This is a genomic window from Pseudomonas fungipugnans, assembly GCF_029955235.1.
In the GTDB taxonomy this organism is placed as follows: domain Bacteria; phylum Pseudomonadota; class Gammaproteobacteria; order Pseudomonadales; family Pseudomonadaceae; genus Aquipseudomonas; species Aquipseudomonas fungipugnans.
On sequence record NZ_JARBWL010000002.1, the window covers coordinates 986467 to 1011610 of the forward strand.

Below are 25144 nucleotides of genomic sequence, written 5' to 3' on the forward strand. Positions count from 1 at the left end.
GAATCGACGTCAGGACGAACTGTCCCTGGTTTGAGCGCAAGGGACAGGCTCTATTTGCATTCAGGGCACCAGATAACCCTTCACCCCGGTAAAGATGATTTGCGCCGCCAGGGCGCAGACGAACAACCCCATCAGCCGGCTGACGATCTGCAAGCCCTGGTCACCCAGAATCCGTTCGATACGGTTGGACAGATACAGCACGACACCGACAGTGAAGCTGGCCAGGGCGATGCTGAGGATCGCGGTGAGCTTGTCGTCCCAGTGTGGCTGGCTCACGCCCATTACCAGCAATGCACCGATGGTGCCAGGGCCGACGGTCAGTGGGATGGTCAGCGGGACGATGGTCACGTCCTGTTGCACGTTGTCGGTTTGCACCGCCGACTTGCCCTGGGCCATGCCCAGCGCCGAGATGAACAGCACGCTGCCGGCGCCGATGCGGAACGCGTCCACGGTGATGCCGAACACGCTGAAAATCACTCGTCCGAACAGATACAACAAGACGCTGGATACCAGTGTGGCGATCGCCACTTTCCAGGCCAGGCGGCGTTGTTCCTTGCGTGAATAACCACGGGTCAGGCTGATGAAACAGGACAACACGAAGAACGGGCTGTAGAGCACCAGCATCTTCAGGTAAACGCTGAACAACACGTGGAGCATGGCAAGCTCACTGGCGAGGGAAGTCGGGGGAGTCTATCAGGCGCCGTGGCGTCTGTCGGCTCAGGACGTTTGCGTAGCCGTGCGGTTCTGCTGGTCGCGTTGGGCCACCCAATGCTCAATCAACTCACGCAGCTGTGACAGCTCCACCGGTTTGGCCATATGCCCGTCCATGCCGGCCTGACGGGCGCGCTCCTTGTGCTCGGCGAGGATGTGCGCAGTCAGCGCCACAATCGGTGTGCGAATTCGCTGGTTGGCGACTTCCCAGGCACGCAGTTGCTGGGTGGCGGAGAAGCCATCGAGAATCGGCATTTCACAATCCATCAACACCAGGTCGTAACGCTGGGCTTTCATCGCCTGCAGGGCTTCTTCGCCGTTGCTGGCGGTGTCCGGTTGCAGGTTGAGCTTGCCCAGCATGCCGCGAATCACCTTGGTCGAGATGCTGTTGTCTTCGGCCACCAGAATCCGGAAATCGCTGGGCACCTTGACCGGCAGCGGTGGGCCGGACGCGGTCTGCGGCGATACGGTCTGGCCTTTGTTGCGCTGGTTGAGTTCGTCCGCCAGGGTGGTCTTGAGGGTGTAGCCGGCCACCGGTTTGGCAAGGATGCGTTTGATCCCGGAATTACGGGCGATGATCTTGCTCGGCGCGTTGCTGATGCCGGTGAGCATGATCAGCAGAATGTCGTGGTTGAGGCTTGGGTCTTCCTTGATCTTGGCGGCCAGTTGCATGCCGGTCATGCCGGGCATGTTCTGGTCCAGCAGTACCACGTCGAAGTAGTCACGCAGGTGCGCCTTGGTGCGCAGCAGCGCCAGTGCTTCCTTGCCGGATGGCACGGCACTGACGTTCAGGCCCCAGGCGCTGCATTGTTGCACCAGCACCTTGCGGCAGGTGTCGTTGTCATCCACCACCAGCACGCGCGCGCCTTGCAGCGGACCGTCGAGATCGGATGTCGGGTGTTCGAGGCGGTCCGGATCCAGCGGCAAGGTCAGCCACAGGGTGCTGCCCTGATGGGTGCCGCTCTTGATTCCGAACTCTCCCTGCATCAGGCGAATCAGCTGGCGTGCGATGACCAGTCCGAGGTTGCCGCCCAGTCGGGTGGCTGAAAGGAAGTGCTTGCTGTGCAGTTCGGCGTGCATCAGGGCATCGCGTTCTTCGGCTTCCATCGGTACGCCGCTGTCTTGCACGGCAATGCGCAGACGCGGTTTGGCGCTGCGTTCGTCGAGGGCGACGACGATCAGGATCTCGCCTTCGTCGGTCTTTTTCAGGGCGTTTTCCAGCAGGCTCAGCAGGGTTTGGCGCAAGCGTGTCGGGTCACCACTGATGACGCGCGGTACTTGTGGCTGGATAAAGCTGATCAGCTCGACGTTCTGCTGCTCGGCCTTGGCGCGGAAGATGCTCAGGCAGTCTTCGATCAGGGCGTTGAGGTCGAATTGCACGTCATCCAGTTCGATCTGCCCCGATTCGAGCTTGGAGATGTCCAGAATTTCGTTGATCAGGGTCAGCAGTTCGTTGCCGGCGCTGTGGATGGTTTGAACGTAGTCGCGTTGTTTGACCGATAGCGGCGTGCCCAGCAGCAGCTCGGTCATGCCCAGCACGCCATTCATCGGAGTGCGGATTTCGTGGCTGATTTTTGCCAGGAACTCCGCCTTGGCGTTGATCTCGGCATTGCTGGCCGCCAGGTCGCGGCTGACGCTGAAGCGGTCTTCGGTGATGCTGCGCTGACGCTCGCCCAGGGCCACGCTCATCAACAGGCCGCTGATGCAAATGACCACCAGCAAGGTGATGATCAGGCCTTGCGGCGCGACCAGGGTCAGCCCCAGCAGTGCCGGCAGAATGATCAGGGCGCCAATGTTGAACACCACCATGGCCGCCACGAACAGGCGGGCGGGGCGATAGCCTTTTTGCCAGTGATAGGCGCTGACGAACAGCATGCTCAGTCCTGCAAGGGCGACCAGGACGTAGGTGATGATGTTCAGCGGCAGGGTGTTGACGAACAGCAGCAGCAAGCCGCAGACCACGGTAAACAGGATGTCGCCCAGCAACAGCTTGTTCAGCGGGTGCGGGCCGAGCGGGGCGAAGAACCGGTAGGCGAACATCAGGCCACAAGGGGCCGTCAGCAACAGGGCGAGATAGGCGCCCGGGGTTTGCACCGCGTGCCAGTTGGGCAGCCAGGGGCCGGCCAGGTTCAGCAGCAGCACCAGGCTGAGCAGCAGCAAGCCTTCGCACGCCGCCAGCCAGGCGCTGCTGCGCGAGCGGGTATAGGCGTAGCGGGTGAGGTTGTGCAGGACCAACATGCCAATACAGCCGAATAGCAGGCCGTAGATCAGTGTCAGGTTTTGATTGGCCGCCGTCATCACCGCCGATTGCAGGGTGATGTAAGGCCGCAGCTCGTGTTCGGAAACCAGTCGCAGGTAAACGTCGAGGGGCTTGTCGCTTTGCGGCAACGGCAACATGAAGTCGCTGCTGGGCAATGGACGTTCAGACTGGGGCTGTTGCGTGCCGGTCTTGCGTTGCTCGATCAGTTTGTCGCCTTCCAGCACATACAGATCAAGCTGCGACAGATCGGGTGCGAACACGCGCAACAATTGTTCGTGCTTGCCCGGGACCAGCCGGAACCGCAGCCATAACGCGCCATCGGGCTCGGCCGCGGTAAGGCGGTCAAGTTCGATGGGGCTGAATTGGTTGGTGTAGCGGGCGGAACGGATGTCGCTCAGTTGCAGGTCTCCCTGTTCATCGAGCAATACCGACCAGCCACTGCCTGGCGCGGCCTGGGCCGGGAGCATGCAGAGCAGGGTCAACAGAGTGACGGTGAAACCTATGGCAATCCTGAGCCAGCGCACGGCGAAATCCCTTCGTAGGTTGATGCCAGAATATAACTATGCGCGGCGCCGGAATAGTCCGGCAAGGGCCTCAAGCCCTTGCCCGGCCGAATGGATAGCTTATTCCTGTGTTTCGCCACGTTCGCGGGCAATGGCGCGGTAGCCAATGTCTTTGCGATAGAAGCAGCCTTCCCAATCGATCTTTGCCGCCAATTTGTAAGCCTGTTGCTGGGCCGCGTCAACGCTGGCACCCATGGCAGTGGCGCACAGCACCCGACCGCCAGCGGTTACGACCTGACCGTTGTTGAGCGCAGTACCGGCGTGGAAGACTTTGCCTTCCAGTGCCGCCGCTGCTTCCAGGCCGTTGATCGCCACACCCTTGGCGTAGTCACCAGGATAGCCGCCCGCTGCCAGCACGATACCGACGCTTGGGCGCGGGTCCCATTGTGCTTCGACCTTGTCCAGGGCTTGCGCCAGGGCGGCTTCGATCAGCAACACCAGACTCGACTGCAAACGCAGCATGACCGGCTGGGTCTCAGGGTCGCCGAAACGGCAGTTGAATTCGATGACTTTTGGGTTACCAGCTTTGTCTATCATCAGGCCGGCATACAGGAAACCGGTGTAGACATTGCCTTCTTCGGCCATGCCACGCACGGTCGGCCAGATCACCAGGTCCATGACCCGCTGATGCACATCGGCTGTAACCACGGGGGCAGGGGAGTAAGCACCCATGCCGCCCGTGTTCGGACCAGTGTCGCCGTCGCCGACGCGTTTGTGGTCCTGGCTGGTGGCCATCGGCAATACGTTCTTGCCGTCGACCATGACGATGAAGCTGGCTTCTTCGCCATCCAGGAACTCTTCGATTACAACGCGCGAACCGGCATCGCCGAACGCATTCCCGGCGAGCATGTCGCGCACGGCGTCTTCGGCTTCAACCAGTGTCATGGCGACGATCACGCCTTTACCGGCGGCAAGGCCGTCGGCCTTGATCACGATCGGCGCGCCTTTTTCACGCAGATAAGCCAGGGCCGGCTCGATCTCGGTGAAGTTCTGGTAGTCGGCGGTCGGGATCTTGTGGCGAGCCAGGAAATCCTTGGTGAACGCTTTCGAGCCTTCCAACTGGGCAGCGCCCGCGGTCGGGCCGAAGCAGTCCAGGCCACGGCTGCGGAACAGATCGACAACGCCGGCCACCAGCGGTACTTCCGGGCCGACGATGGTCAGGGAAACGTTCTTCTCGGCAAAATCAGCCAGCTGCTCAAGGGCCAGCACGTCGATGGCGACGTTCTCGCACTTGGCTTCAATGGCGGTGCCGGCGTTGCCGGGTGCGACGAAAACTTTCTGCACACGCGGATCCTGAGCCACTTTCCAGGCCAGGGCGTGTTCACGGCCACCGCTGCCAATGATCAAAACATTCATTTCAAAAAACCTCGGATGACGCTGAATTCAGGAGAACACTGCAGGCCGCTTTTCTGTGGGAGCCGGGCTTGCCCGCGATAGCATCGACTCGGTATGACTGAAAGACCGAGTCGTCTGCATCGCGGGCAAGCCCGGCTCCCACAAAAGCCGGTGCCCACAGGGAATCGATCTGTTAGTGACGGAAGTGGCGCATGCCGGTGAAGACCATGGCAATGCCGGCTTCATCTGCGGCTGCAATCACTTCGTTGTCACGCATCGAGCCGCCTGGCTGGATCACCGCAGTGATGCCGACCTTGGCCGCGTTGTCGATGCCGTCGCGGAACGGGAAGAACGCATCGGAGGCCATGACCGCGCCCTGAACCTGCAAACCGGCATGTTCGGCCTTGATGGCTGCGATACGGGCCGAGTTCACGCGGCTCATCTGGCCAGCGCCGACACCGATGGTCTGGCGGTTCTTGGCGTAGACGATGGCGTTGGATTTAACGTACTTGGCCACTTTCCAGGCGAAGATCAGGTCGTTGATCTCTTGCTCGGTCGGCGCACGCTTTGTCACCACTTTCAGGTCTTCGCTGCCGATCATGCCGATGTCGCGGCTCTGCACCAGCAAACCGCCGTTGACGCGTTTGTAGTCCCAGGCAGCGGCGCGATCAGCTGACCACTCGCCGCAGGCCAGCAGGCGTACGTTGGCCTTGGCGGCCACGATGGCGCGGGCTTCGGCGCTGACGGACGGGGCGATGATCACTTCGACGAACTGACGCTCGACGATGGCCTTGGCGGTTTCAGCATCCAGCTCGCGGTTGAAGGCGATGATGCCGCCGAAAGCCGACTCGGTATCGGTGGCGTAGGCCAGTTCGTAGGCCTGACGGATGCCGCCTTCGGCGTCCGGGCTGACGGCTACGCCACACGGGTTGGCGTGCTTGACGATCACGCAGGCCGGCTTGACGAAACTCTTCACGCATTCCAGCGCGGCGTCGGTGTCGGCCACGTTGTTGTACGACAGCTCTTTGCCTTGCAGTTGGGTCGCGGTGGCGATGCCGACTTCGGCAGGCTTGGTTTCCACGTAGAACGCCGCGCTCTGGTGCGGGTTCTCGCCGTAGCGCATTTCCTGGGCCTTGACGAACTGGCTGTTGAAGGTGCGCGGGAACTCGCTGCGACCTTCGGTGCTGAGGGTGTCAGCAGCCTGGTTCACGGTGCCCATGTAGTTGGCGATCATGCCGTCGTAGGCGGCGGTGTGTTCGAAGGCCTTGAGCATCAGGTCGAAACGCTGAGCGTAGGTCAGGCCACCGGCCTTGAGGCTTTCAAGCACGTTGGCGTAATCGCTGGCGTTAACCACGATGGCCACGTCTTTATGGTTTTTTGCAGCTGAACGGACCATGGTCGGACCGCCGATATCGATGTTCTCGATGGCGGTCGGCAGGTCGCAGCCCGGCTTGTTGATGGTGGCTTCGAACGGGTACAGGTTGACCGCGACCAGATCGATCGGCTTGATGCCATGTTCGTTCATGATCGCGTCATCGATACCGCGACGACCGAGGATCCCGCCGTGGATTTTCGGGTGCAGGGTCTTGACCCGGCCGTCCATCATTTCCGCGAAGCCGGTGTAATCCGCGACTTCCACTGCGCCAACGCCGTTGTCGCGCAGCAGCTTGAACGTCCCGCCGGTGGAGAGAATCTCGACGCCCAGGGCTTCAAGCGCCTTGGCGAATTCGAGGATCCCGGTCTTGTCGGAAACACTGATCAAGGCGCGGCGGATCGGCAGGCGGGTAGTCTGGTCGGTCATTTCAATTTCCATCAAAAGCAAAGGAGTCAGCAAAAAAGGCGACCGGTTTTACGCGGGCGCCTTTCTGGTTTGATTGAATGCTTACAGCAAATCGTACTGCTTGAGTTTCTTGCGCAGCGTGCCCCGGTTCAGCCCGAGCAGCTCGCTGGCCTTGGTCTGGTTACCCTTGACGTAGTTCATCACGCTTTCGAGCAGGGGAGCCTCGACTTCGGAGAGCACCAGGTTGTACACATCCGTGACGGCAGCGCCCTCAAGGTGGGCGAAATAATTGTGCAGCGCCTTCTCGACGCTACCGCGAAGGGTCTGACCTTCTTCGCTCGGCGTATTGAGGTGCTGTTTCAAATTCACGTTGTCGCTCACGGGTGTTGTTCCACTCACTAAAGTCTCGGTCATCATCGTCATGCGGCCACCCCTTCTCCGTCCCCTGTCAGGCTCTTGTAACGTTCGGCGAAAAACTCCCGAACGTCGGCGCATTGTGCTTCCGTACCATCCAAACGATTGAAACGGGCGCGGAACTCCCTGGCGCCCGGCAGGGTTGCGAGATACCAGCCCACATGCTTGCGAGCAATGCGTACGCCCATCACGTCCCCATAGAAGGCGTGCAGCGCGGCCAGATGCTCAAGCAGAATACGTTCCACCTCGATCAGCTCCGGTGTCGGCAATTTTTCACCGGTACGCAGAAAATGATCGATCTCACGAAAAATCCATGGCCGCCCCTGGGCAGCACGGCCTATCAACAGGCCATCGGCACCGGTCGCGTCCAGCACGTAACGGGCCTTCTCGGGCGAGTCGATGTCGCCATTGGCGAACACCGGTATCGACACCGCCTGCTTGATCGCGGCGATGGTGTCGTACTCGGCTTCACCGGTGTACAGGTCGGCACGGGTGCGGCCATGCACCGCCAGCGCCGTAATGCCTGCCTGTTCGGCGATCTTCGCCACCGTCAGGCCGTTCTTGTTGTCCCGGTCCCAGCCGGTACGGATCTTCAGGGTGACCGGCACATCGACCGCCGCCACGACGGCCTGCAGGATCTCGGTCACCAATGCTTCGTCCTTCAACAACGCGGAGCCGGCGGCCTTGTTGCAGACCTTTTTCGCCGGGCAGCCCATGTTGATGTCAATAATCTGTGCACCCAGCTCGACGTTGGCCCGGGCCGCATCCGCCAGCATCTGCGCATCACCACCGGCGATCTGTACCGAGCGGGGCTCGGGATCACCTTCGTGGATCATGCGCATCCGCGATTTGCGGGTGTTCCACAGGCTCATGTCGCTGGTCACCATTTCCGAGACTACAAGCCCTGCGCCCAATCGTTTGCACAGCTGACGAAAGGGCTGGTCGGTGACACCCGCCATGGGGGCGAGGATCAAGCCGTTGTGCAATGTATATGGACCGATGCGTACCGCCGACATAGGACTTCCCTGTTGTGGGGCCGGATCATGAGAGTTCGAAAAAGGGTTGGCATGATACCCGCTCTCGATGACTGGATAAAGGCTGAATTGGATAAAATCTGAACAGTTATTCCGTTATTGCCGACGGTCTGGATGCGCCGGGCACAGTCAGAAAACCGCCGTCAATCGCGCAACACTGACGCGTTTCACTCCGGGGAGTGGAAGCTCAGGCTGTAATTCACCGCTTTCGGGCCCGGATCGAGGATGTCCAGGGCGATATGGATGGGTGTTTGCGGCGGCATTTCGGCCAGGCCTTCGAGGTCGCCGTTGAGGTATTCGCCGGGTTTGAACCGACGACTGGCAATCAGATGGCCATTGAGATCGGCGAAACGCAGTTCCAGCAGCGGGAACGGCTGGGAGAACGGTGCGCGGTTATAGATGATCGCATCGACCACCAGCGCACCGCTGAAATCCGGATGGCTGCGCACCACCAGGTTGCTGCTTTTGATTTTGGCGATATCAACCTTGGACGGCACCGTGCAGCCGATTTCCGGGCACAGTTGCTGGAACCACGGACGGTACTGATCCTGGCGGGCCAGTTCGTCGAAATGATAAGCAACGTATTGGCCGGCCAGTGCGCCGGCCGCCAGCACGATCAGCAACAGCCAGAAAAGGCGTCGGCCCCAAGGCGAACGGCGTTTCTGCCAGTCCAGTTGCAGCGGGTCGTCGGTCAGGTCTTGCAGGACTTCGGCGCGCACACCGGGTTCGCCGCGCGGCTGTTTTTTACGCAGCGGTTCGATAGATGGCAGATCGTCATCAAGGTCATCGGCGGCGGACAGGCGTTCGTGCGCAGCGGCGGTGTCGATCGGGTCGTGCAGGCGCAGTTGCGGCACCTTGGGTTCGTCGTCCAGGTCCAGTGGTTCCAGCGACAACGACAGCGAAGGCTCGGTGCGCGACTGTTTGCTCGAATCCGGGGTGGTTTCCGCTTCCCGTGTGGGTTCGGCAGCTTCGGCACGGTCAGCGGCTGATTCACTGAACAGACTGTCGGACCACTGCTCGTCGTGTTCGATACTGTCGCGGCGTGCGCTCAGGCTGTCTTCACGGTGGCGACCAAACTCGGTGGTCGGCTGGATTTCCCGCTGTTCCAGTCGGGCGAGCTCCTGGTCCAGATCAAGGTTGTCCAGGTCCATCTCGGCGGCGGTCCACTGCTTTTGGCTGATGGCTCGCTGGGCCGGTGGTTCGACAATGACCGGTGCAACCGGCGCAACCGGTTTCACCGCTTCCTTGCCGGCCCGCTGTTCGAGCAACTGCTTGGCGGCGTTGAACACCTGCAGGCACGAGCCGCAGCGAACCACCCCGCGCGCCACGCTCAATTGAGCGTGACTGACACGGAAGCTGGTTTGGCAATGCGGGCACTGGGTGACGAAGCTGTCGGTCATGCGGCGATCCGGATTGTGCAGGTGCTCATTCTAGCGCCGACGGCCAGTGATGCGCACCCAGCCATCGCGATTGGCAATCGGGTCCAGATCGAAATCCTGAGCGTAGGCGGCAGCGACGTCTTCGCCTTGCTCGGCGAGGATGCCCGACAGCGCCAGGCGCCCGCCGGTCTTGACCAGGCTGGACAGTTGCGGCGCCAGGGAAACCAGCGGGCCGGCCAGGATGTTGGCGACCAGCACGTCGGCCTGGACCTGCGGCAGATCTTGCGGCAAGTACAGCGGGAACAGGGCTTCGGCGATGTTGTTACGCCCGGCGTTGTCGCGGGATGCTTCCAGGGCTTGCACGTCGATGTCGGTGCCGACGGCTTCCTTGGCGCCCAGCAACAGGGCGGCAATCGCCAGAATGCCCGAGCCGCAACCGAAGTCGAGCACGTTGCAGTCCTTGAGGTCCTGACCGTCGAGCCATTCCAGGCACAGGGCGGTGGTCGGATGGGTGCCGGTGCCGAACGCCAGGCCCGGGTCCAGCAGCAGGTTTACCGCGTCCGGTTCAGGTGCGGCGTGCCAGCTCGGCACAATCCACAGGCGCTGGCCGAAACGCATTGGCTGGAAACCGTCCATCCAGCTGCGTTCCCAGTCCTGGTCCTCGATCACTTCGCTGTGATGCTCGGGCAACGGGCTGCCGGTCAGCAGCTCCAGGTGTGCCAGTACGCTGGCGGCTTCGGTGCCACCTTCGAACAGGGCCAGCAGATGCGTGTGCGACCACAGCGGGGTGGTGTTGAGTTCCGGCTCGAAGATCGGCTGGTCTTCGGCGTCCATGAAGGTCACCGACACGGCGCCCACTTCAAGGAAGGCGTCTTCGTAGGTTTCGGCTTGTTCTGGGCTGATGGCGAGACGGACTTGCAGCCAAGGCATGGCGGGCACCTTTGAAAAATATTGATGGCAGCCTGGCGGGCTGCGAGAAGCGCGCAAGTTTACGCGAGCGCGGGGCGTTTGTGGGAGCGGGCTTGTGTTGCTTGATGAAACCTCCAGAAACAACAAAGCCGCTCGAAAGCGGCTTTGTTGGTCCGGATCACATCTTAATGCTGGCTGGCCAGCTTGTGTTCCAGGTAGTGGATGTTGACTCCACCTTTGCAGAAGCCTTCATCGCGAACCAGATCACGGTGCAACGGGATGTTGGTCTTGATCCCGTCAACCACGATTTCGTCCAGCGCATTGCGCATGCGCGCCATGGCTTCGTCACGGGTTGCGCCGTAGGTGATCAGCTTGCCGATCAACGAGTCGTAGTTCGGCGGAACGGCATAACCACTGTACAGGTGCGAATCGACGCGAACGCCGTTGCCGCCTGGAGCGTGGAAATGCTTGACCGTGCCTGGGCTTGGCATGAAGGTTTTCGGGTCTTCGGCGTTGATCCGGCATTCCAGCGAGTGACCGCGGATAACCACATCTTCCTGGGTATACGACAGCTTGTTGCCAGCGGCGATGCTGAGCATCTCCTTGACGATGTCGATGCCAGTGACCATTTCCGAAACCGGGTGCTCAACCTGAACGCGGGTGTTCATTTCGATGAAATAGAACGCGCCGTTCTCGTACAGGAACTCGAAAGTGCCCGCGCCACGGTAGTTGATGTCGATGCAGGCCTTGACGCAGCGTGCGAGGACTTCAGCCCGTGCTTTCTCGTCGATGCCCGGTGCCGGCGCTTCTTCGAGAACTTTCTGGTGACGACGTTGCAGCGAGCAATCGCGGTCGCCCAGATGGATGGCGTGGCCCTGACCGTCGGAAAGCACCTGGACTTCCACGTGACGTGGGTTGGTCAGGAATTTTTCCAGATAGACCATCGGGTTGCCGAACGCCGCGCCAGCTTCGGTGCGGGTCAGTTTTGCGAAAGAAATCAGGTCTTCTTCTTTATGCACCACGCGCATGCCGCGACCACCACCGCCGCCAGCGGCCTTGATGATCACCGGATAACCGACTTCACGACCAATGCGCAGGGCGGTTTCTTCGTCTTCCGGCAGCGGGCCGTCAGAACCCGGAACGGTAGGCACGCCGGCAGCAATCATGGCGTGCTTGGCCGATACCTTGTCGCCCATCAGGCGAATGGTGTCGGCTTTCGGGCCAATGAAGGCGAAGCCGGAGTTCTCGACCTGTTCGGCGAAATCAGCGTTTTCCGCAAGGAAACCGTAGCCTGGGTGAATGGCGGTAGCGCCGGTCACTTCGGCGGCGGCGATGATGGCCGGGATGTGCAGGTAAGACTGGGCGGCCGAGGCCGGACCGATGCAGACGGATTCGTCTGCCAGGCCCAGGTGCATCAGCTCTTTGTCAGCCTTGGAGTAAACGGCGACAGTCTTGATGCCCATCTCTTTGCAGGCACGCAGGATCCGCAGGGCAATCTCACCGCGGTTGGCGATCAGAACTTTTTCCAACTTCGCAGTCATCAAAGTTTCTCCGCGGTTCAAACGATGGTGAACAGCGGTTGGTCGTACTCAACCGGCTGGCCGTCTTCGACGAGGATGGATTCGATCACACCGCTGGTTTCAGCTTCGATGTGGTTCATCATCTTCATGGCTTCGACGATGCACAGGGTGTCGCCTTTCTTCACGGTCTGGCCGACTTCAACGAAGGACGGCGAGCTTGGCGAAGATTTGCGATAGAAAGTACCGACCATCGGCGAACGGGCAACGGTGCCATTCAACACTGGGGCGGCCGGTGCTGCTGGCGCGGCGGCAACCGGTGCAGCTGCCACTGGCGCGGCGGCCGGTGCCTGCATTGGAGCCGGTGCGTAGTACTGCTGAGCCGGGGTCTTGCTGTGACGGCTGATGCGTACGGACTCTTCGCCTTCCTTGATCTCGAGCTCGTCGATGCCGGACTCTTCCAGCAGTTCGATCAGTTTCTTAACTTTACGGATATCCATGAATCATCAACTCCCAAGGGTCGGTCAGGGGCGTTACGCTTGTTGTTCAAGCTGTTGCCTGTATTTCAAGCTGTTCCAGGGCGGCCTCCAGGGCCAGTCGATAACCGCTGGCGCCAAGGCCGCAGATCACTCCCACCGCTACATCGGAGAAGTAAGAGTGATGGCGGAAAGGTTCGCGTTTGTGCACGTTAGACAAATGCACTTCGATGAATGGGATGCTCACCGCCAGCAGCGCGTCACGTAATGCGACACTTGTGTGTGTAAAAGCTGCTGGATTGATCAGAATGAAGTCCACACCTTCGCCGCGAGCGGCATGGATGCGGTCGATCAATTCGTACTCGGCGTTGCTCTGCAGGTAGAGCAGATGATGACCGGCTTCACGCGCACGGCGTTCCAGGTCCTGGTTGATCTGCGCCAGGGTGGTTGCCCCGTAGACGCCCGGTTCGCGGGTGCCGAGCAGGTTCAGGTTGGGTCCGTGCAGCACCAGTAGCGTTGCCATCTGCTGTTCCTTGTTATCTGTGTGCAGTTGTCAGAACCCGGCGACTATGCCGCAAAGGGTTTGTGACTGTCCAGTTCTATGCAATAGCCAGCACGATGGGCGATGTTTACGCAAAATTTGTGACCGAGTGATTAAATCCGGTCATTCGCTTTGGCGACACGTTCGGCGAAGTCCGTTGCATTGATCTCCCCAATCACTCGCACATCAGTGCGTTCGACGCCGTCCTTGCCGAAAAACATCAGCGCCGGTGGGCCGAATAGTTTGTATCGGTCAAGCAGGGCGCGTTGCTCGGCGTTACTGGCGGTAATATCGAAGCGGATCAGCCGATAGCCTTTTAGACGTTCGACGACATTGGCGTCGTGAAGCACCTCGCGTTCGATGACTTTGCAGCTGATGCACCAGTCGGCATACCAGTCGAGCAGCAGAGGCGTGCCGGCGGATCTGGCCTCGCCGAGGACACGATCCAGGTCCGCCGGGGTGCTGACGGTTTGCCAGTTGCCGCTGGACTGCGCCGGGCTGTTACCGGCAACAACAGGCGCTCTGGCCAGCGGGTTCAGCAAGTCGCCTTGACCGCTGAAAGCGCCGTACCAGCAGGCCAGCGCATAAAACAGCAGGAACAAGCCGAGCAACTGCGCCAGGCGTTTTCTTGGCGGTTTGTAGACGAACTCCAGCGCCCCGAGAAACAGGCCGACACCGGCCCAGAGCAATCCGGCAAGGATCAACGTTACCGGGCCGGGGACCACGCGGCTCAGCAGCCCGATCGCGGTGCCCAGCAGCAAGACGCCGATGATGTTCTTGACCAGCACCATCCACGGGCCGCTTTTCGGCAACAGCGCAGCACCGCCAGTACCCACGATAATCAGCGGCAGGCCCATGCCCAGACCCAGTACGAACAGTTTCAGCGCGCCGCCCCACGCATCACCGCTGGCGCTGATGTACAGCAAGGCGCCGGCCAATGGCGCCGACACGCACGGCGATACGATCAGGCTCGACACCATCCCCAGCACCGCTGCGCCCCACAGCGAACCGCCTTGAGTGCGGCCGGCAATGCGATGCAGATGATTGCTGATGAAATGCGGCAACTTCAGTTCGAACACGCCGAACATCGCCAGCGCGAACACTGCAAAAAACGTCGCGAACGGCACTAGCACCCACGCCGATTGCAACCGCGCCTGAAGGTTGAGCTGCGCGCCGAACATCCCCATCAAGGCCCCCAGCAGGGCGAAGCAGGCGGCCATCGGCAATACGTAAGCCAGCGACAGGCTGAAACCACGCAGCCCCCCGACCTGATCGCGCAGCACCACGCCGGACAGGATCGGCAGCATTGGCAAAACGCAGGGGGTGAACGTCAAACCCAGGCCGGCGAGAAAGAACAGCGCCAGCTCACGCCAGCCCCAGCTTTTTGCCGGCGTCGGGGCGCCGCTGCCATCGATGCTGATACGCTCGGTCTCGGGCGGATAACACAGGCCTTTGTCGGCGCAGCCCTGATAGGTGACGGCCAGCGTGAAGGCCCGTTGATCGGTGCGCGGCAGCTCTACGTCGACGATGCCGTGATAGACCTCGACGTCGCCGAAGTACTCGTCGTGTTTCTGTTCGCCCTTGGGCAACTGCGCGGTGCCGAGGGTGACGTCAGCCGTGTCCGTCCGAAACTGGAAGCGATGGCGATAAAGGTAATAGCCCTCGGTGGCGACGAAGCGCAGCTTGATCGATTGCGGAGTGCTGTCCACCAGACTCAGTTGAAAGGCTTCGCGCACCGGCAGGAAGTCGGCGCTGTTGTTGATCGAGCCCAGGGTGGAGCTGGGCCGAGTGTCCGGTAAACCGGCGGCGGTGGCCGGCAGGGCGAACACCAGAAGCAGCAGGCAGAGCAAACGGCGCATGACAATCTCGCGTATCGGAAGTGCGGGCATGATAGCGGACGACAGGCCAGTGTGAAGTGCCTTGAGGCCTGGGGTGTTCGGTCTGGCGCCTTCGCGAGCAGGCTCGCTCCCACATTGGACTGTGTCTGCTCTGAAAGAACGCGGTCACCTGTGGGAGCGGGCTTGCTCGCGAAAGCGGTCTGTCAGACACGAAAGGCCTGAACAGCCGTATGCAGTCGCCCACCCAACACCAGCAAATTCTCCCCCTGCTCGCGTCCCTCACCAATGCGCAGCAAGTTATCCCCGCCCAACTGGTGAATCCGCTCACTGTGATCACGAATCTCACTGACCGCGCCACTCTGCTGGGCCGTGACATCGGCGATCCGTACCGCGGTGTCGGCAATCGTCTGGATAGCGCCGACGATTTTATCCAGCGCCCCGTCGGCAGCTTGCGCCTGATTGGCAGTCGCTTCGGCATGTTCGACCTGCGCGCGCATGCCTTCTACCGATTGCCGCGCCGCCGTTTGCAGGCCGGCGATCAGGGTCTGGATCTCGGCCGTGGCACCGGCGGTACGCTGCGCCAGTGAGCGCACTTCTTCGGCCACCACGGCAAAACCCCGTCCCATCTCCCCGGCGCGGGCGGCTTCGATGGCGGCGTTCAGGGCCAGAAGGTTGGTCTGGTCTGCAATCGAACGGATCACCGTCAGCACGCCGCCGATGGTCGCCGACTCTTCAGCCAGATGTTCGATCATCTGCGCATTGCCTTGCACCTCGCCCACGAGCGCGTGCAGCCCGGTGAGGCTCAGGCCGATGACCTTCTGCCCATGCTCCACCGCCAGCCCGGCATTACGGCTGGCATCGGCGGCTTGGCTGGCATCGCCGGCCACCTGTTGGATGGTCGCCTCCAGTTCGCCGAGAGAATCGCGGATCAGCGCCGTATCGCTGGCCTGATGCTCGGCGCCGCTGTGCAAGTCGTTGCTCAGTTCGGCCAGGGTGCGGCTGCTGCCGGCCACCTGCTCGGCATTCAGGCGAATGGTCCCCACCAGGTCCACCAGATAGGCGCGCAGGCGGTTGAGCGAGGCCTGAATGTCATGCAGCTCACGGTTGGTCTTGCCCAGTTGAATGTCCTGACTGAAATCGCCTTCGGCCCAGGTCGAGAGGGCGGGGGCGAGGTTGGTCAGGGTGCGCGCCAGACGCCGTTGCAAGGTGTCGATCAGCAGCGCAATCAGCAGGATCAGGCCGATCATCACACCTTGCATCAAGCGCACTTCGCTCTGGATCTGCCCGTGCTGGGCGCGCACGACCGGTTCCAGCCCGGCGATGGCTTGCTGTACGGCGGTGATCTTCAGGTGGGTGGCGGCGCTGAGTTCGGCGCGTTTGTGGATCTGCTCGCGGGTGCGGGCCAGCTCCGCCGGGTAACGGGTGAGTAAACTGTTGAATTCGCGCTTGAGCCCGACACCGGCGTCCTCGGCGGCGGTTTTTTCGGTGTTTTCCAGGCCCATCATTGCCGAGAAATCATCGCTGTTCGATTCCGTGCTGGCGGCGACGCCGAGCAGCGGCAACGTATTCAGTTGTTCGGCCTGGGCGTGGATGCTGCTGACTTCGCGCTCGACATCGGCGGTCAGTTCGCTGCGCCCGCTGCTGACCAGTTTGTCCCGTGCCAGCGACAGCGTGGCCAAATGCCGGGACGCCGCGAGCAAGGGCGTCGTATAGGCCGCGTTGCCGTTGGCGTACTGGCTGAGCTGATCGAGGCTGGCCCCCAGCTCCCGTTCGGCTTGCAGCAACAGCGCTTGCGGGTCACCGGCGAGTTTGCCAGCGGCCAGCAGGTCGGTCTTGCTGAATTCTTCCAGGCTCGACAGGCTCGGGCTCAAGCTGTTGGCCAGCGCGGGCGGCAATTCGCTCAGTTCCTTTTGCAGGCCATCGATGGCCTGGCTGGCGCTGCTCAGGCGCAGGGCGTCGCCGCTGGACAGATAGTCCTCAATGTTGCGCGCCACCTCATTTTGAAATTGCTGCGACAACCCCAGGTAGCGCTCCATCAGCAGATAGGGCCGCTCCAGGGCTTTTTGCGACCACCACAGGGTGGCGCCTAGGGCCACGCAGACGGCGACGAGCAGGAGGGTGTTGAGATTGGTCAGCAGCTTCAGGCGCATAACGGGTCTACCAACGGCAGAATGGTAAGCGCCTGAATTTATTGCGGTTCTGTTACAGGGTTATGACCGAATCGGTGCTTTCCGATGAAAAAGTGGCACTTTGCTTTGATTCCCGTGCCGCCTGTACGCGATTGCGCCCGGCGTCCTTGGCGCGGTACAGCGCCTCGTCGGCCTGGCTGGCCATCGTCAGGCTGTCCGAGTCTTCGCGCAGCTCCACCACGCCGGCGCTGAAGGTGCACCACAGGTCCTGAGGTGGCGCGGGGTAGTGGATTTCGGCAAAGCGCTGACGGATTTCATCGAGCACTTTGTGCGCCGCTTCGATATCGGTGTCCGGCATGACGATGGCGAATTCCTCACCGCCGTAACGGCCGATGAAGTCGGTCTTGCGCAGCCGTTGCTTGAGAAACAGCGCCAGACTCTTGATCACCCGATCGCCCATGGGGTGGCCGTGGCTGTCGTTGACGCGTTTGAAGTGGTCGATGTCGAGCATCGCGAAGCTCAGCGGCTTACTCTCGCGGCGGGCGCGGAACGAACAGTCTTCGAGCAATTGCAGAATGTGTGTGTGGTTGTAGAGGCCGGTGAGGCTGTCGCGCACCATCCGCGCTTTCAGGTTTCGCGCCCGCGCCGCGCGGTTGCGCACGGTGGTGATCAGGTGCCGGGGCTTGATCGGTTTGGTCAGGAAGTCGTCGCCGCCCTCGCTCATGGCGTCGAGCTGCTTGTCCAGGTCATCTTCGGCCGACAGGTAAATGATCGGCACGCTGACGTAGCGGTCGTTATGACGAATGACCTTGGCCAGTTCGGTGCCGGTGCAGGCCGGCATGTACATGTCGAGGATGATCAGGTCCGGCTGGAAATCCGCCAGCTCGGCCATGGCCTGGATCGGCTCGATCAGGGTGCGGGTGACGATGCCGGCGCTGTTGAGCAGGCGTTCGGTGTGCAGGGCCTGGGCGCGGGAGTCGTCGATGATCAGCACTTTATAAGGTTCGTACTGGGCAACGCAGGTCAGCACTTCAATCTTTTCCAGCAGGCTCGACGCTTCGAGGGTGCCAGTGAGGAATTCCTGGCCGCCGGCGCGCACGGCGGCGAGGCGGGTGGGGGTGTCGGTTTCGTGCAGGCTGAAGAACAGCAGCGGCAACGGTTCGTCCAGGCCGACCTGAGCTTCGGCCGCCAGTTGCAGGCCGATGCCGGGGCCGCTGAAGTCGACGTCCATGACGATCGCCGCGGGCAGCCGTTCGATCATCGAAGAGCGGAACGCCGCGACGCTGTCCAGGGACTGCGCGGTGAGGCCGAAAAATTCCAGCTGCTTGGCCAGGCGCTCGGCGCGGTCGTGATCTTGCAGCATCACGTAGATCGGCTTGCGCAGTGGCGGCAGGAACGTCTGATCGAGTTGATCGCCGTGGCGCAGGCCGGTGCGCGACAGGCGTTGCATCAGGCGATTGAGGTCAGTGATCAAGCCGCTGCTCAGACGGCCGCGATTGGCGTCGACAGCCTCCAGCGACTGGCCGATGTGGCGCGCCAGCTGAGTGTGTTCCGGTTGTTCGAAACGCTCGGCAAAGCGCAGCAGGCGCAGGTTGGCCTCGCTCAGTTCGGACAAATCGGTGGTGGACCACTCACTGCGTTGCAGGCGCTGCCATATCTCAAGAATCTGACGTGCCTGATGAATTACCCGCTGGGCAAAGTGGTGCTTGAGGCGCTCACGGCTGGGGTCTTCTGGCTCGGTCATATCCTGACTACTAGTTAGGGTGCATGCTGAGATCGACTGGTGGCTCTATGCTAGCACCTCTTTTCCCTTACATGAGTGTCGTGCGTCAATAATCTGTAAAGCGACTTCATTCAGTTTCTGACCCGATGGTCTTGTTTGATTCGGCGGTGGGATGCCTGTGGGAGCATCGATACCTCTGGAGGGCTCACCAACTGCCATAAGGGATGCCGTAGCGCTTGATGTAGCGCTGAGTTTTCTCGTCGAGCTTGTACGCATACCGACCTTCATTTTTGCCTTGGCTCGGCCCCAAGGGTTCTATCCCAACCTGAGCCCGAGCAACCTTGATCGCGTCATGACAGCTATCCGTCACCCACACCTGCACCACGCCCCCCCGGAGCTAACCCCAGAATCAGCGAAGCCACGTAGGGGGATCGACCGGTTTCCGCGCAGCGCCGACTGATTGACGTGCGCATGACCTCGCGCGCCGCCTCCGGGATATCCACCCAGCCCTTGTAGGTTTGTGGCTCGACGACCGACTGCCAACGAACGAAGATGCGTTTGGGCAGCGCGGCACCGGTTACAGGCCTGATATTTCCACTGACCTCGCGCCAGCCTCGAGCGGATTCAGTGCCATCTTCCGGGGTAGATATCCCAATCGCCCCCCCGCTATGGTTATTGAAGAACCGTCCATCAATATCTTCTACCGTACTGTTTTCGACCCAGCCGACCATGTATTTCGGCCCTTGAAAATCAATACTCCACCAGGGTGAATGTGGGTCCTGTTCAGCCGACAGTGGATCCGTGGCTTGACAACCGCTGATCAGCAACAGGCCCATGAGGGCCATCAATATTTTCATCATCCTTGACCTCAATCGGGTACGTGGGGGTGTTGCACGCGCATGGCATTGGCGGTAGGCGCGTTGATATAGAAGAGCTTGGCTTCACGCTGCCCGGTTGTATCCAGTGGGTGACTCCAGTGCGCCGAGGTATGGATGTAACGCAGTTTGAGCAGCGCTTCCTCGGCGGCTGTCACGCGGTAGTCACCGGCGACAAATCGGCTACACAACATTTGAAGCTCTGCCGGAATGCTGTAATGAGGATCATGTTCATCAATATCCTCAAACCTGACGCCTTTTTGTCTGGCCAACGCATGCATCACCCGCAAGTACACGCGCGACAGCTCACCCCGTACTGAGCGCTTGAGCTGCAAGCCCGCATAGACCCTTTGCTCCGGTACGGCCTTGCGGTCTTGCGGGTCGGTGGGCAGCAGCCTGGGCTGCGGGGTGACAATCTCCAGCATGCTGGCCGGCCAGCCCATCTCAATCATCCGGGTTTTGTACCACTGCGCATCACGGTAGATCGAAGTGCTTGTCACATCCGTGCCCTTGACCACGGTCAGCCCTTGCATCGGGCCAATGAGGCCGCCTTACCAACTGCCATAGGGGATGCCGTAGCGCTCGATGTAACGCTTCGATTTCTCGGATTGTGGATAGTAGTGCCCATTGGATTTACCCAGGTGAGGTCCCAGTGGTTCTATCCCAACCTGAGCCCGAGCAACCTTGATCGCGTCATGACAGCTATCCTTCACCCACACCTGCACCACGCCACCGGGGGCTAATCCCAGGATCAGCGAGGCACCGTAGCGATATCGATTGGTTTCCGGACAGCGTTGACTGGTTGACGCACGCATCACTTCGCGCGCCTTCTCCGGGATATCCACCCAGCCCTTGTAGGTTTGTGGCTCGACGACCGACTGCCAGCGGACGAAGATGCGTTTGGGCAGCGCGGCACCGGTCACGGGCTCGATAGCCCCTCCAATATGGCGGGGCCAACCGCGAGCGGACTCAGTGCCATCCTCTGGGGTGTCAGTCCCCACGGGGCCACCGCCGGGTCGTTGGAAGAATTTCCCGTTGACGTCCTCAACAATGCGCAGTTCGACCTCCCCGAGCATGTATGATGGCCCTTTAAAGCCAATATCCCACCAGGGCGGTTGTCGATTCTCCTCCCCCGATAACTGACAACCGCTGATCAGCAACAGCCCCATGAGGGCCATCAATATTTTCATCATCCTTGACCTCAATCGGGTATGTGGGGGTGTTGCACGCGCATGGCATTGGCGGTGGGCGCGTTGATATAGAACAGCTTGGCTTCACGCTGCCCGGTTGTATCCAGTGGGTGACTCCAGTGCGCCGAGGTATGGATGTAACGCAGTTTGAGCAGCGCTTCCTCGGCAGCTGTCACGCGGTAGTCACCGGCGACAAATCGGCTACACAACATTTGAAGCTCTGCCGGAATGCTGTAATGAGGATCATGTTCATCAATATCCTCAAACCTGACGCCTTTTTGTCTGGCCAGACCATACATCACCCGCAAGTACACGCGCGACAGTTCACCCCGTACTGAGCGCTTGAACTGCAAGCCGGCATAGACCCGTTGCTCCGGTACGGCCTTGCGGTCTTGCGGGTCGGTGGGCAGCAGCCTGGGCTGCGGGGTGACAATCTCCAGCATGCTGGCCGGCCAGCCCATCTCAATCATCCGGGTTTTGTACCACTGCGCATCACGGTAGATCGAAGTGTTTGTCACATCCGTGCCCTTGACCACGGTCAGCCCTTGCATCGGGCCGATCAGCACTTGCTCCTGCGCCTCGACCCGATAGCCGCCACCAATGTCCGAATGCACGCCGGGCAAGACTATTTCAGGATGATCGGGCTTGACCCGGCTCAAGGGGAAATTGGCCCGGTGCTCATCACTGGCCACCAGATGCACCACATCGGAAAACCGGGATCGGGGCAGATGCAGGCGCAGGCCTGGGGCGACCGCGCTTTGGATGTTGCCCAGGTTGGTGAAACCGGCAATCGAGGCGACGGTGTCGAACAGGCCGATAAAGCCCATATGGATGTCACGGTGGTACTGGCCCAGAAAGTGGCGACTAAAGCCCTTGGCATTGCTGATCAATACTCTCTCCAGCAATCCCCGACTGCCCAGCGCGATCTCATTGGCGAAGTGCCGGGCAGCCGCTGCGCCACGGCTGAAGCCGAAGGTGTCGAAGGTCAGCGAGGTGATTTCGCCGTCCGGGTTTTCCCGGGCAATGTCATCGATAAGACGGCTGATATAGTCAAGCGCCAGTTGAACACGTCCGACAACTCCGGTATCACCCCGCCCCGTCCCTGACCCCATCAGGCTGTCTTTCTCGCCGGCCTGGGTACCGATGCCCTCCACATAGAGCTTGCGCTGCGCCAACTTGCTCCGGCCGTCGCCTTCCACGTCGTTCGACTCAAGGTAGCGGTCAAAGAGCTTGACCACGTTGGTCAGATCATTACCGTAACTACTGTCCGGATCACTCATATACGGCTTGCAACTGGCGTCCAGATCTTCTGGCCTGATCGCGTGGTGCGCCCCGCACGCCAGACCGAGGGCCGTATTCCCGGCATTGTTTTTGGTGCCATCGAAGAACACCCCGATGCGCAGCGCAATGCTGATTTTATGCGCTGTCGGCCGCTTCTCCATCCATCCCAGTGGTGTGGGTGTGGAGGCTGGGGTTTGCGTTGTCGATGAAAAATGGGCCGGTTGGGGAGCGGGCTGCGCAGCAACCCTGCTGGTTTTTGGGGCAGGGGCATCCTCCTCCCCGTAACTAGAATCGAATAGCGACGCGACAAGCCTGGCCTTGCAGGGGCAACTGCTGAAACTGTCCAGCGTGCCGGCCACCAGCCTTCCGTGACTTTCGATGTAGGAAACGCCGCCCCTGATGACGTAGGTTTTGTCGTCCTTGCCGCAAGAGATCCGATCCCCTTCGCGAGCATGAGCGAATCCAAACATCATGACCCGCGAATCGGCCTCCAATACCTTGCCACCGCAGGTGGTCTTGTCATGCAACCGGATGAAATAACCTTTGGCCATGGTCGAACTCCCTGTCCACTGGCGCCACTGGTGATAGGCGCGTTGCTGTTTGACGTAGTGCACCTACTCTGGAATGAGTGGGGCAGGCGCAAAGTACATGGGCAGGGAAGTCATTGGATCCACCTCGGAGAAAACCGGAAATGTCCCACGAGCGATTCGGAAAAAAAGGTCAGAAGATTAGGCAATTTAATGGGTGAAACCCCGCTCGGGAGGGTGTGCATCACTCATTGACTCACCTGTGAGCCACTGTGGAACGGGAAGCCACCTGAACGGCGCCGAGACGACCTTTTTATGGGATAAGCCCAACGGCAGGTGCCGGTCAAAGGCACGTTGTTGTATGGTTGTGGTCAGATTGATGAACCCAAGTGATTGAAAGGATATCGCCATGCTGGACTGGAAAAACCGCGCGGGCAGCGCGCCTGAACGTGCCGCTGAACCGAAATCGGCCACCCGCGGTTATTTCCGTGGCCTGCTGTTCAGCCGGGCGCTGGCCACGCTGATCGGCCTCTATCTGTTGGTGACGATTGGCCTGGGCTGGTACTGGAGCCAGGAGCCAGCATTGTTCCCGGTTCAGCAAAATGCGCAGATGGCGGCCGAGAAAGAAGGCAAGCAGATGGTGGTTGGCTACACCACGGTGGAAACCCTCAAGACCGTGGCCAGTACCTTGCTTAACAAGCCAGGCGGTTACATTTCCAACGACCGTTTCCCGCCGGGTCTGTGGCTGGACAACATGCCGAGCTGGGAATACGGCGTGCTGGTTCAGGTCCGTGACATGACCCGCGCCTTGCGCAAGGACTTCACCCGCTCGCAGTCGCAGTCGGCCGAAGACGCCGACCTGGCCAAGGCCGAGCCGCGCTTCAACTTCGATAACAAGAGCTGGGTCCTGCCATCCAGCGAATCGGAATATCAGGAAGGCATCAACTCCCTGAGTCGCTATCAGGCACGCCTGTCCGACCCATCGCAGAAAAATGCGCTGTTCTACGCGCGCGCCGACAACCTGAACAACTGGCTGGGCGATGTCGGCACCCGCCTGGGTTCGCTGTCGCAACGGCTGTCGGCCAGTGTTGGCCGGGTCAAGCTCAATACTGCATTGAAAACCGAAGTCGTCGCACCCGGCCAGGTGCCGGTGGTCGATGAGGAAATCGTGGAAACCCCGTGGCTGCAAATCGATAACGTGTTCTACGAGGCGCGCGGTCAGGCTTGGGCGCTGTCACACCTGTTACGTGCCATCGAAGTCGACTTTGCCGACGTACTGGCCAAGAAAAACGCCACGGTCAGCGTGCGGCAGATCATCCGTGAGCTGGAGGCTTCGCAAGCACCGGTCTGGAGCCCGATGATCCTCAACGGCAGCGGCTTCGGGATTCTGGCCAACCATTCGCTGGTCATGGCCAACTACATTTCCCGGGCCAACGCCGCAGTGATCGATCTGCGTCAACTGCTCAATCAGGGCTGAGTCATGGTCGATAACGCCAAAGAGGCTGCCCACCGTGCGGCCTCGGATGCTGAACAGATCGCCTGGGTCGACGAGCAGGACAACCTGCTCGGTGCCCTGGTGCGTTCCGATCTGCGCGAACGCGGGCTGATCGGGCGCGGCACCTACATCATGTTGTTCAATTCGGCCGGTGAGCTGTGCGTACACCGGCGTACCCTGAGCAAAGCCATTTACCCCGGTTACTGGGATGTTGCGGCGGGAGGCATGGTGCTCTCCACCGAAACCTATGCCGAGTCGGCGGCCCGTGAGCTGGAGGAAGAACTGGGCGTGAGCGGTGTCGAGTTGACCGCCCACGACCACTTTTTCTTTGAAGACACCGGCAATCGCCTCTGGTGTTCAGCGTTTTCGGCGGTGTGGGACGGTCCATTGGTCCTGCAACCGGAAGAAGTGCTTGAAGCGCGCTTTATGCCCATCGATCAGGTCATGCGTGAAATCGGGCAAAAGCCCTACTGTCCGGACTCTCTGGCCGCATTGAGGCGTTATCTGAACGCTCAGCAAACCGGCGTCGCAAAGAAGGCATAAATTGGCGCCGATTGGCTCTTAGCAAGTCGGCTTTTTGCCGTTACACTGCGCGACCTTTTCAAGCTGAACCGGCGCTCCTGTTTGTAGAGCATCCGTTTCAGTAGCGCTGCCCCTGCCTGAGTGGGGCTTCGCGGTCGATGGCGCCTGCCCAGGTGCCGCGACCAGTCTTTGTCCTCCCAAGAGGATTGCCGGTGGCCAAAAAAGCCGCATCCTTCGCCGCCCTTGGTGGCCTGGTATTTTCCACCGACGCAGGTCGTCATTGCCCGGATTGCAGTAAGCCGGTGGATGCCTGCATCTGCAAACAAACCGTTATCCCGGCCGGCGACGGCATCGCTCGCGTGCGTCGCGAAAGCAAGGGGCGTGGCGGCAAGACGGTGACCACCATCACCGGCGTGCCACTGGCCATCGAGGCGCTCACGGCCCTGGCCACCACATTGAAGAAACGTTGTGGCACTGGCGGAGCGTTGAAAGACGGGATCATCGAAATTCAGGGCGATCATGTCGAGCTACTCTTGGCAGAGCTGATCAAACTCGGTTTCAAGGCAAAGAAGTCCGGCGGCTAGCAGCCTCTGTGAAAACCACCCTCGGCTTGATCCGGGCCTGATACAAGGTCCGGCGTCGCCC

Annotated in this window: 20 protein-coding genes and 1 pseudogene; 3 read left to right on the forward strand and 18 right to left on the reverse strand. The window is 60.8% G+C overall.

Annotation, left to right across the window (positions count from 1 at the left end; genetic code table 11):
- Window positions 1-60 precede the first annotated feature (60 nt).
- From POF45_RS19325 to POF45_RS19410, 18 genes and pseudogenes are all read right to left on the reverse strand, one after another.
- The gene (locus tag POF45_RS19325) at window positions 61-657 is read right to left on the reverse strand and encodes a MarC family protein (RefSeq protein ID WP_096513619.1); all 597 of its coding nucleotides are present in this window, start codon (window positions 655-657) and stop codon (window positions 61-63) included.
- Window positions 658-717: 60 nt separating this feature from the next.
- Window positions 718-3495, reverse strand: a complete 2778-nt coding sequence (locus POF45_RS19330) for a hybrid sensor histidine kinase/response regulator (RefSeq protein WP_282316437.1) — start codon at window positions 3493-3495, stop codon at window positions 718-720.
- Between the two features lie 99 nt (window positions 3496-3594).
- The gene (gene purD, locus POF45_RS19335; RefSeq protein WP_282316438.1) at window positions 3595-4890 is read right to left on the reverse strand and encodes a phosphoribosylamine--glycine ligase; all 1296 of its coding nucleotides are present in this window, start codon (window positions 4888-4890) and stop codon (window positions 3595-3597) included.
- Window positions 4891-5062: 172 nt separating this feature from the next.
- Window positions 5063-6670, reverse strand: coding sequence for a bifunctional phosphoribosylaminoimidazolecarboxamide formyltransferase/IMP cyclohydrolase (purH, locus tag POF45_RS19340; RefSeq protein WP_259498925.1), 1608 nt, complete (start codon window positions 6668-6670; stop codon window positions 5063-5065).
- Window positions 6671-6751: 81 nt separating this feature from the next.
- Window positions 6752-7072 (reverse strand): DNA-binding transcriptional regulator Fis, encoded by a 321-nt coding sequence (gene fis, locus POF45_RS19345; RefSeq protein ID WP_003186237.1) that lies wholly within the window; start codon window positions 7070-7072, stop codon window positions 6752-6754.
- On the reverse strand, window positions 7069-8079 hold the full coding sequence (gene dusB / locus POF45_RS19350) for a tRNA dihydrouridine synthase DusB (RefSeq protein WP_259498928.1): 1011 nt from the start codon (window positions 8077-8079) through the stop codon (window positions 7069-7071). Before dusB ends, fis begins: the two co-directional genes overlap by 4 nt.
- A gap of 185 nt (window positions 8080-8264) precedes the next feature.
- Window positions 8265-9497 carry a DUF3426 domain-containing protein gene (locus POF45_RS19355; RefSeq protein ID WP_282316439.1) on the reverse strand — a complete coding sequence of 411 codons (1233 nt, stop codon included), beginning with the start codon at window positions 9495-9497 and terminating at the stop codon, window positions 8265-8267.
- Window positions 9498-9527: 30 nt separating this feature from the next.
- Window positions 9528-10406 carry a 50S ribosomal protein L11 methyltransferase gene (gene prmA / locus POF45_RS19360; protein ID WP_259498932.1) on the reverse strand — a complete coding sequence of 293 codons (879 nt, stop codon included), beginning with the start codon at window positions 10404-10406 and terminating at the stop codon, window positions 9528-9530.
- A 164-nt stretch (window positions 10407-10570) separates the two neighbouring features.
- Window positions 10571-11926 carry an acetyl-CoA carboxylase biotin carboxylase subunit gene (gene accC, locus POF45_RS19365; protein WP_259498934.1) on the reverse strand — a complete coding sequence of 452 codons (1356 nt, stop codon included), beginning with the start codon at window positions 11924-11926 and terminating at the stop codon, window positions 10571-10573.
- A 17-nt stretch (window positions 11927-11943) separates the two neighbouring features.
- Entirely contained in the window at window positions 11944-12402 is a 459-nt protein-coding gene (accB, locus tag POF45_RS19370) for an acetyl-CoA carboxylase biotin carboxyl carrier protein (protein ID WP_259498936.1), read from the reverse strand.
- A gap of 46 nt (window positions 12403-12448) precedes the next feature.
- Window positions 12449-12901 carry a type II 3-dehydroquinate dehydratase gene (gene aroQ / locus POF45_RS19375; protein ID WP_259498938.1) on the reverse strand — a complete coding sequence of 151 codons (453 nt, stop codon included), beginning with the start codon at window positions 12899-12901 and terminating at the stop codon, window positions 12449-12451.
- Window positions 12902-13032: 131 nt separating this feature from the next.
- Window positions 13033-14778: a protein-disulfide reductase DsbD gene (locus tag POF45_RS19380; RefSeq protein WP_259498940.1), complete on the reverse strand. Its 1746-nt coding sequence runs from the start codon at window positions 14776-14778 to the stop codon at window positions 13033-13035.
- Between the two features lie 182 nt (window positions 14779-14960).
- Window positions 14961-16907, reverse strand: coding sequence for a methyl-accepting chemotaxis protein (locus POF45_RS19385; protein WP_259498942.1), 1947 nt, complete (start codon window positions 16905-16907; stop codon window positions 14961-14963).
- Between the two features lie 52 nt (window positions 16908-16959).
- Complete coding sequence (gene gcbA, locus POF45_RS19390; protein WP_282316440.1) at window positions 16960-18630, reverse strand: diguanylate cyclase GcbA; 1671 nt, start codon at window positions 18628-18630, stop codon at window positions 16960-16962.
- 184 nt (window positions 18631-18814) lie between these two features.
- Window positions 18815-19466 (reverse strand): annotated as a pseudogene (locus tag POF45_RS19395) (DUF2931 family protein).
- 11 nt (window positions 19467-19477) lie between these two features.
- Window positions 19478-20017 (reverse strand): hypothetical protein, encoded by a 540-nt coding sequence (locus POF45_RS19400; RefSeq protein ID WP_282316441.1) that lies wholly within the window; start codon window positions 20015-20017, stop codon window positions 19478-19480.
- Window positions 20018-20035: 18 nt separating this feature from the next.
- Window positions 20036-20674, reverse strand: a complete 639-nt coding sequence (locus tag POF45_RS19405; RefSeq protein WP_282317445.1) for a DUF2931 family protein — start codon at window positions 20672-20674, stop codon at window positions 20036-20038.
- Window positions 20675-20685: 11 nt separating this feature from the next.
- On the reverse strand, window positions 20686-22506 hold the full coding sequence (locus POF45_RS19410; protein WP_282316442.1) for a type VI secretion system family protein: 1821 nt from the start codon (window positions 22504-22506) through the stop codon (window positions 20686-20688).
- Window positions 22507-22891: 385 nt separating this feature from the next.
- Between POF45_RS19410 and POF45_RS19415 the strand changes: the two genes are divergently transcribed.
- The 3 genes from POF45_RS19415 to POF45_RS19425 all read left to right on the forward strand — a co-directional run bounded on the left by POF45_RS19415 (window position 22892) and on the right by POF45_RS19425 (window position 25083).
- Entirely contained in the window at window positions 22892-23959 is a 1068-nt protein-coding gene (locus POF45_RS19415) for a DUF2333 family protein (RefSeq protein ID WP_259498954.1), read from the forward strand.
- A 3-nt stretch (window positions 23960-23962) separates the two neighbouring features.
- Window positions 23963-24520: an NUDIX hydrolase gene (locus tag POF45_RS19420; protein WP_259498956.1), complete on the forward strand. Its 558-nt coding sequence runs from the start codon at window positions 23963-23965 to the stop codon at window positions 24518-24520.
- A gap of 191 nt (window positions 24521-24711) precedes the next feature.
- Complete coding sequence (locus tag POF45_RS19425; protein ID WP_259498959.1) at window positions 24712-25083, forward strand: translation initiation factor Sui1; 372 nt, start codon at window positions 24712-24714, stop codon at window positions 25081-25083.
- The last annotated feature ends 61 nt before the right edge of the window (window positions 25084-25144 follow it).